Origin of the sequence: Mesorhizobium sp. M7A.F.Ca.CA.002.04.1.1, from assembly GCF_004022805.1 — a bacterium.
Taxonomy (GTDB): Bacteria; Pseudomonadota; Alphaproteobacteria; order Rhizobiales; family Rhizobiaceae; genus Mesorhizobium; species Mesorhizobium ciceri.
On sequence record NZ_RZPL01000250.1, the window covers coordinates 1 to 7,186 of the forward strand.

General features: G+C 62.0%; 7 protein-coding genes and 1 pseudogene. 4 read left to right on the forward strand and 4 right to left on the reverse strand.

Going from position 1 to position 7,186, the window contains the following annotated elements; translation table 11 throughout:
- Positions 1 to 529: pseudogene (locus tag ENZ75_RS15030) on the forward strand (class I SAM-dependent RNA methyltransferase); the annotation flags it as partial.
- Positions 530 to 545: 16 nt separating this feature from the next.
- On the opposite strand, the gene ENZ75_RS15035 reads toward ENZ75_RS15030, so the two are convergent.
- Together ENZ75_RS15035 and ENZ75_RS15040 are read right to left on the reverse strand one after the other, a co-directional pair.
- A complete protein-coding gene (locus ENZ75_RS15035; RefSeq protein ID WP_063167678.1) occupies positions 546 to 1,205 on the reverse strand; it encodes a transglutaminase-like cysteine peptidase in 660 nt (219 codons plus the stop codon).
- A gap of 198 nt (positions 1,206 to 1,403) precedes the next feature.
- Positions 1,404 to 1,559: a hypothetical protein gene (locus ENZ75_RS15040; RefSeq protein WP_244514273.1), complete on the reverse strand. Its 156-nt coding sequence runs from the start codon at positions 1,557 to 1,559 to the stop codon at positions 1,404 to 1,406.
- A 41-nt stretch (positions 1,560 to 1,600) separates the two neighbouring features.
- Between ENZ75_RS15040 and ENZ75_RS15045 the strand changes: the two genes are divergently transcribed.
- A complete protein-coding gene (locus ENZ75_RS15045; protein WP_063167679.1) occupies positions 1,601 to 1,894 on the forward strand; it encodes a hypothetical protein in 294 nt (97 codons plus the stop codon).
- 23 nt (positions 1,895 to 1,917) lie between these two features.
- Here ENZ75_RS15045 and tldD read toward each other — a convergent pair whose 3' ends face one another.
- On the reverse strand, positions 1,918 to 3,330 hold the full coding sequence (gene tldD / locus ENZ75_RS15050) for a metalloprotease TldD (protein WP_024503610.1): 1,413 nt from the start codon (positions 3,328 to 3,330) through the stop codon (positions 1,918 to 1,920).
- 157 nt (positions 3,331 to 3,487) lie between these two features.
- Entirely contained in the window at positions 3,488 to 4,042 is a 555-nt protein-coding gene (locus ENZ75_RS15055; RefSeq protein WP_013532781.1) for an invasion associated locus B family protein, read from the reverse strand.
- Positions 4,043 to 4,301: 259 nt separating this feature from the next.
- Between ENZ75_RS15055 and coxB the strand changes: the two genes are divergently transcribed.
- Both coxB and ctaD read left to right on the forward strand, forming a co-directional pair.
- The gene (gene coxB, locus ENZ75_RS15060) at positions 4,302 to 5,318 is read left to right on the forward strand and encodes a cytochrome c oxidase subunit II (protein WP_032809847.1); all 1,017 of its coding nucleotides are present in this window, start codon (positions 4,302 to 4,304) and stop codon (positions 5,316 to 5,318) included.
- Positions 5,319 to 5,356: 38 nt separating this feature from the next.
- Positions 5,357 to 7,009 (forward strand): cytochrome c oxidase subunit I, encoded by a 1,653-nt coding sequence (ctaD, locus tag ENZ75_RS15065; RefSeq protein WP_013532779.1) that lies wholly within the window; start codon positions 5,357 to 5,359, stop codon positions 7,007 to 7,009.
- The last annotated feature ends 177 nt before the right edge of the window (positions 7,010 to 7,186 follow it).

Here is a 7,186-nt window from a genome sequence, read left to right on the forward strand (position 1 = left end):
GCCCCCGGGCGCGTTCCTGCAGGCAACCGAGGCCGCCGAACAGGCGATGGCCGACATCGTCGGCGGACATCTGAAGCGTGCCAAGAAGGTGGCGGATCTTTTCGCCGGTTGCGGTAGCTTTGCTCTGCGCCTGGCCGCGAAGTCGGAAGTCCATGCGGTGGAAGGCGATGCGGCAGCGCTTTCAGCGCTCGACCGTGGATCGCGCTTCGCCACCGGCTTGAAGCGGGTGACGGGCGAACGCCGCGACCTGTTCCGCCGGCCGCTGACGTTCAAGGAGTTGAATGCGTTCGACGGTGTGGTGTTCGACCCGCCGCGCGCCGGCGCCGAGGACCAGTCGAAGCAGATCGCCCGCTCGGATGTTCCCTACGTTGCCGCGGTATCCTGCAATCCGGTGACGCTGGCTCGCGACCTGCGCATCCTCATCGACGGCGGCTACGCCTTGAAGAGCGTGACGCCGATCGACCAGTTCCTGTGGTCGCCGCAAGTCGAAGCGGTGGCACTGCTGGAGAAGCCGAAGAAGCGGCGATAGCCTGGAGGCTTCGGCCCTACGAACTTGGCGACAGTCGTTTCGACGTGCCGCCGCGTTGGTTGATCGACACCCAGGTGTTTGGGTTCTGCTGCGACTGACGTTTCACGAAGTAATAGCCCGTCGCATTCCAGGGCCTGATCTCATTGACCAGATTGTCCAGGACAAGATCACCCTTGTCGGTTTTCACCGTCAGAATGGTGTGGCCTTCATTGTCCAGGTCGCGCACCACGGTCATCAGCAACGCTTGCCGGGGGAATCCCGCTGCCAGAAGAAGCTTGCGCTTGTAGAGCGCGTAGATCTTGCAGTCGCCCTTACCGTCTACCGGATAGTCCCAGTGATCCGCCATCGTACCCCAGTGATCGAAATTGCTGACGGGTTTGATGGCGCTGTTCGCCTTGTGATTTATCCGCTTGAGGATGCGTAGGTTCTGCGCGGTCAGCTTGATATTCGCGGCCGGCAGAGCGGGCACCTTGCACTCCTTTGGCCGGCGATGGCAGAAATCGACCCAACCGTAGGGGACGCTGGTGCTTCCACCAATTGCGGCAGATTGCGTCGATCGCGACTTGAACAATGTCGACTGTGCCGCCGCCGGACTGGCTTGCAACCATGTCGCGCCAATCAACGAAACGAAGCCAAGCAGGAAAGAGGAGGTCAGGACGCCGGGGAAATGCCGCATTGCCAACACCACCGCAACCAGAAGGCCGGCACTGCGTTCGTGCGGAAACGGCAGCCCAGGCAGTTAAACACCTAACAATTTCCTAATGCCGATTGTGTTCACTTCAAGGTGCAGCCGGGAATTCAAACTGGAAAACGCAAGCATCAGCGGGCGCATTCGGTCTGACTCGACCATCAGGGCGCCAGCGACGGACCTTTGTCATGCTTCCTGCAAGCTGTCATATCCCGCCGTCTTTGCAGCCTTGAGGAAATTACGATCAAAGGTTGCAAAGCCAGCGCAATGAGCTGATTTCCCCAGATGCAGAGCATCTGCGAAATCCATTCCCTTCTTTGCGAGGTCGAGTGCGGACGACACCACCGCGCTGTCCGCGACCTCTACTGTTGGGAGCCCGCCAAATGTCCGCAGCGCGATGTCAGGCGCCGCATAACGTAAGCGCCGGCGCAACTCTCATGATGGCGCTCTCGGGTGCGCTCGTCGCCTGGATTTTGCGAAAGATCGCTCGAACCGGGCTATTGCCGTCCTATGCACTTGGCATCGCAGCCATGACGTTTGTCGCAGCTGCGCTGTATGTCTCCGGCCACGACGGGACCGTCGACTACCTGAGTGCTTGGGTCAAATATGCGATCGGTGGCGTCATCGCCTTCCTGATTCTCTACACGACTTCGCGCCGGTCTATCGGCAAGGCATAAGCCCGGCCATCGGGGCCGTTCGCTCAGACCCGCGTGCCGCCCACCGTCATCTGGTTCATGCGCAGATGCGGCTGGCCGACGCCGACCGGCACGCCCTGTCCGGCCTTGCCGCACATGCCGATGCCGGTGTCGAGCTTCATGTCGTTGCCGATCATCGAGACGCGATGCATGGCGTCCGGACCGTTGCCTATCAGCATCGCGCCCTTGATCGGCTGCGTCACCTTGCCGTTCTCGATCATGTAGGCCTCGGTGCAGCCGAACACGAATTTGCCCGAGGTGATGTCGACCTGGCCGCCACCGAAGGAGACGGCATAGATGCCGTTCTTGACCGAGGCGATGATTTCGTCCGGCTCCATGTCGCCCGCCGTCATATAGGTGTTGGTCATGCGCGGCATCGGCTGGTGTGCGTAGCCTTCGCGGCGGCCGTTGCCGGTTGCCTTCATGCCCATCAGCCGGGCGTTCTGGCGATCCTGCATGTAGCCGACCAGCTTGCCGTCCTCGATCAGCACATTGCGGGCCGAAGGCGTGCCTTCGTCGTCGACTGTCAGCGAGCCGCGCCGCTCGGGCATCGTGCCGTCGTCGACGACGGTCACCCCCTTGGCGGCGACCTGCTGGCCGAGCAGTCCGGCGAAGGCCGAGGTCTTCTTGCGGTTGAAATCGCCTTCCAGCCCATGGCCGACGGCCTCGTGCAGCATGACGCCCGGCCAGCCGCTGGACAAGACGATGTCGAAAGTGCCGGCCGGCGCCGGTATCGCCTCAAGATTGACCAGAGCTTGCCTGAGCGCCTCCTTGGCGGCGTGCTTCCAGCTGTCCTCGACCAGGAATTCGCCAAACGCCTTGCGGCCGCCCATGCCGTAGGAGCCGCTCTCCTGGCGGTCGCCATTGCCGACAACGACGGAGACGTTGACGCGGACAAGCGGGCGGATGTCGCGCACCATTTGGCCGTCGGCGCGCACGATCTCGACATGCTGCCAGGATGCGGCGAGCGATGCCGAAACCTGCCGCACGCGCGGGTCCTCGGCGCGCAGCCAGGCGTCGATTTCCTGCAGGAGCTTTGCCTTGGCCTCGAAGGAGGGCGAGGGGATCGGGTTCTCTTCGCCATAGAGATGGCGGTTGGTGCGGGCGGGTGCGGCGGCAAGCGTGCCGGAATAGCCGCCCTTGACGGTCGAAACGGCATCGGCCGCGCGCAGCAGCGAAGCTTCGGAGAGATCGCTGGAATGGGCATAGCCGCTGGCTTCGCCGGCAACCGCGCGCAGGCCAAACCCTTGGTCGGTGTTGAAGTTGGCGGTCTTCAGCCGGCCATTGTCGAACATCAGCGCTTCGCTCTCGCTGTATTCGAGGAACAGCTCGCCGTCATCGGCGCCGTTGATGGTTTCGGCGACGATCTGCTTGATGCGATCGTCTGAAATGTCGAATTGGCCGATCAGGCTGTTCATGGCGCGTCCGTTCACAGGAGGAATGGGTCTTTGCCACGATGTAGGCGCGAAGGTGCGCCGAGACAATCGCTCAGCCGCATTGTGAAGACAAAAGCGGTTTGCCAGCAGACCGTCGACGTCACTTCTGGTTGATGAAGCCGGTGATGTCGCCGGGCTTTCAGGGGAGGGCGGCGAAGCCGTCGGCAAAACCCTTGAGGTCGACCGGGATGCCGATGCCTTCTTCCGGGGTCTGGAAGACAATGAAGGTGGCCGACGTGCCGGTCTTCAGCGTGTCGAGAAGCGGCTTTTCGAGGATAACCTCGGCATAGCAGCCGTCCTGGAAACAGCGCACGAAATAGGCGCGACCGATGTCCTTGCCGTCGACATTGAGGCCAAGCCCGTTGGGCAAAAGCACGCCGAGCGGCGCCAGAACGCGCAGGATCTCCGCCTTGTTGTCGGCGGTGCGCAGCACGACGACCGACAGTCCCATCTCCGGACGGTCCTCGGCGACGACGTTCTGCATCATCACGCATTGTTCCGAGGTGGCACCGGCCGGCGTGTCGCAGATGATCGACCATGCGCCATGCGTCGAGCGAACGGTACCGCTCGGTTGCGCGGCGTTCGCCGTGCCGGACACGATCGCGGACAAGCCGATGCCAGACAGGGCGGCGAAAAAGATGACCTTCGCCCAGTTTCTCGAAAACCGAGAGTTTCTCGAAAGCCAGTAATTCATGACGGCTCCATTGCGAATCACGGCACTTTAAGCCGCGCCAAAGCCAAGTAAAGGACGAGACCGCACCAGGTCTGCCCCGAAAAAGCCAATACGGCGCTTTTCCCTGCCAATTTCGCCCGAATTGCGACGTTCGGCACGTGCGCGCCGCGGGAATGCCGCTGTGGGTTCAATGTAGGCGATTCGGGGCTGCCGCGGCTGCCTCCAAAGGCACATCCGGGCTTGCGCGCAAAAATGCCGCACGGTTTCGTCCGCTCCTTTCTTGCGGAGGGAAAAAGAGTATGGTTTGAACCAGCTTGAAACTGTCGGGATTCCCGTCCCGGCATTGTTCGTTATTCTCGTGGGTACCACAGCGAGGAACTGGGAGACGATGAGGGCGATGAGAAATTTCCTGGCAAACGCCAAGGTTCCAGCAAGTGCCAAGTTTCTAAGTGCTTGTGCCGCTATCACGTTTTTCGCCGGCGCATCCGCCCATGCCGACCAGCCCAAGAACTGGGAGACAACCTTCCAGGCGCCGGCGACCGACATGATGCGGCAGATCGAGTGGTTCGGGAACTACACAATGTGGTTCATCGTCCCGATCACCATCCTGGTGCTGATTCTTCTCGCCTATTGCATCATCAGATTCCGCGCGAGCGCCAACCCGGTTCCGTCCAAGACCAGCCACAACACGTGGATCGAGTTGATCTGGACGATCGGACCTGTCGTCATCCTGCTCCTCATCGCTATCCCCTCGTTCCAGCTGCTGACCGCGCAATACACGCCGCCGGAAGAAGCAAAGCTGACCGTCAAGGCGACCGGCAACCAGTGGAACTGGGACTACGAGTACCAGACCGACAACACGCTCTCTTTCAACTCCGCGATCCTCCAGGACGCCGAACGCGCCGCTGCCGGCAAGGAGGACCGCAAGGTCTACCCGCGCCTGCTGGCCGTCGACAACGAGCTGGTCGTGCCGGTCAACACCATGACCCGCGTGCTCGTCACCGCGACCGACGTGATCCACTCCTTCGCCATGCCGTCGTTCGGCATCAAGATCGACGCCGTTCCGGGTCGCACCAACGAGACCTGGTTCAAGGCGGAGAAGGAAGGTATTTTTTACGGCCAGTGCTCGCAGCTCTGCGGCAAGGACCATGCCTTCATGCCGATCGCCATCCGCGTCGTCTCTGATGCGCAGTTCAAGACCTGGCTGGCGGCAGCCAAGACCGATCTGCCCGGCGCCAACAAGACGCTGATGGCCGAGGTCGACGGCCAGAACAAGGTAGCGGCCGCCGGCAACTGATGCCGCGGGTTAGCAAGATTTAGGGAACGGAGCGGAACATGGCAGACGCTGCAGCTCACGACGGGCACGACCACAAGCCTTATCACGGCTGGGTGCGCTGGGTTTATTCGACCAACCACAAGGACATCGGCACGCTCTACCTGATCTTCGCGATCATGGCCGGCATCATCGGCGGCGCCTTGTCGGTCGCCATCCGCATGGAACTGCAGGAGCCTGGCATCCAGATCTTCAGCGGTCTGGCGCAGATGGTCTACGGCATGAACGGTGACGCCGCGATCGACGGCGGCAAGAGCATGTACAATGCCTTCGCCACCGCGCACGCCCTGATCATGATCTTCTTCATGGTCATGCCGGCGCTGATCGGCGGTTTTGCCAACTGGATGGTCCCGATCATGATCGGCGCGCCCGACATGGCGTTCCCGCGCATGAACAACATCTCCTTCTGGCTGCTGCCGCCGGCCTTCATCCTGCTGCTCACCTCGATGTTCATGCCGAGCGCACCGGGTGCCTATGGTGTCGGTGGCGGCTGGACGCTTTATCCGCCGTTGTCGACTTCGGGCCAGCCCGGGCCGGCCATGGATCTGGCGATCCTGTCGATCCACATTGCCGGTGCCTCGTCGATCCTCGGCGCCATCAACTTCATCACCACCATCTTCAACATGCGCGCGCCTGGCATGACGCTGCACAAGATGCCGCTGTTTGCCTGGTCGGTGCTGATCACCGCCTTCCTGCTCCTGCTGTCGCTGCCGGTTCTGGCCGGCGGCATCACCATGCTGCTCACCGACCGCAATTTCGGCACCACCTTCTTTGCGCCCGACGGCGGCGGCGACCCGATCCTGTTCCAGCACCTGTTCTGGTTCTTCGGTCACCCTGAAGTGTACATCCTGATCCTGCCGGGCTTCGGCATCATCAGCCACGTCATCTCGACCTTCTCGAGGAAGCCGGTGTTCGGTTATCTCGGCATGGCCTACGCCATGGTGGCGATCGGCGCCGTCGGCTTCATCGTCTGGGCGCACCACATGTACACGACCGGCCTGTCGCTCGATACGCAGCGCTATTTCGTCTTCGCCACCATGGTCATCGCGGTGCCGACAGGCGTGAAGATCTTCTCCTGGATCGCGACGATGTGGGGCGGGTCGATCTCGTTCAAGACGCCGATGCTGTGGGCGCTAGGCTTCATCTTCCTGTTCACCATCGGCGGCGTCACCGGCGTCCAGCTGGCCAATGCCGGCCTCGACCGCTCGCTGCATGACACCTATTTCGTCATCGCCCACTTCCACTACGTGCTGTCGCTGGGCGCGGTGTTCGCCATCTTCGCCGGCTGGTACTACTGGTTCCCGAAGATGACCGGCTACATGTATTCGCCCGTCATCGCCAACACCCACTTCTGGGTCACCTTCGTCGGCGTGAACCTGATCTTCTTCCCGCAGCACTTCCTCGGTCTCGCCGGCATGCCGCGCCGCACCATCGACTACCCCGATGCGTTTGCCGGCTGGAACTATGTGTCGTCCATCGGCTCGTATATCTCGGCCGTCGGCGTCCTGATCTTCCTCTATGGCGTGTTCGAGGCCTTCCAGAAGAAGCGGATCGCCGGCGCCAACCCATGGGGCGAGGGCGCAACGACGCTCGAATGGCAGCTGCCTTCGCCGCCGCCCTTCCACCAGTGGGAACAGCTGCCGAAGATCAAGTAAGGCGGCTGTTCGCTCGAATACGAAACCGCCGGTCCGCCGGCGGTTTCGGCCAACGGATGATGGACTTAAGTACGCATGGCCCTTGTCGACGACCATTGATTGACGAAGCGGGCTTTCGCCTGTCGGAAGCGACGGCGGGCGATTTCTTCGCGCTGCTGAAGCCGCGCGTCATGTCGC

Bases quoted from the DNA above. Each gene is read 5' to 3' on its own strand.
- ENZ75_RS15055 (WP_013532781.1), bottom strand. From the start codon at position 4,042: ATGAATTACTGGCTTTCGAGAAACTCTCGGTTTTCGAGAAACTGGGCG.
- ENZ75_RS15035 (WP_063167678.1), bottom strand. From the start codon at position 1,205: ATGCGGCATTTCCCCGGCGTCCTGACCTCCTCTTTCCTGCTTGGCTTC.
- ctaD (WP_013532779.1), top strand. From the start codon at position 5,357: ATGGCAGACGCTGCAGCTCACGACGGGCACGACCACAAGCCTTATCAC.
- ENZ75_RS15045 (WP_063167679.1), top strand. From the start codon at position 1,601: ATGTCCGCAGCGCGATGTCAGGCGCCGCATAACGTAAGCGCCGGCGCA.
- tldD (WP_024503610.1), bottom strand. From the start codon at position 3,330: ATGAACAGCCTGATCGGCCAATTCGACATTTCAGACGATCGCATCAAG.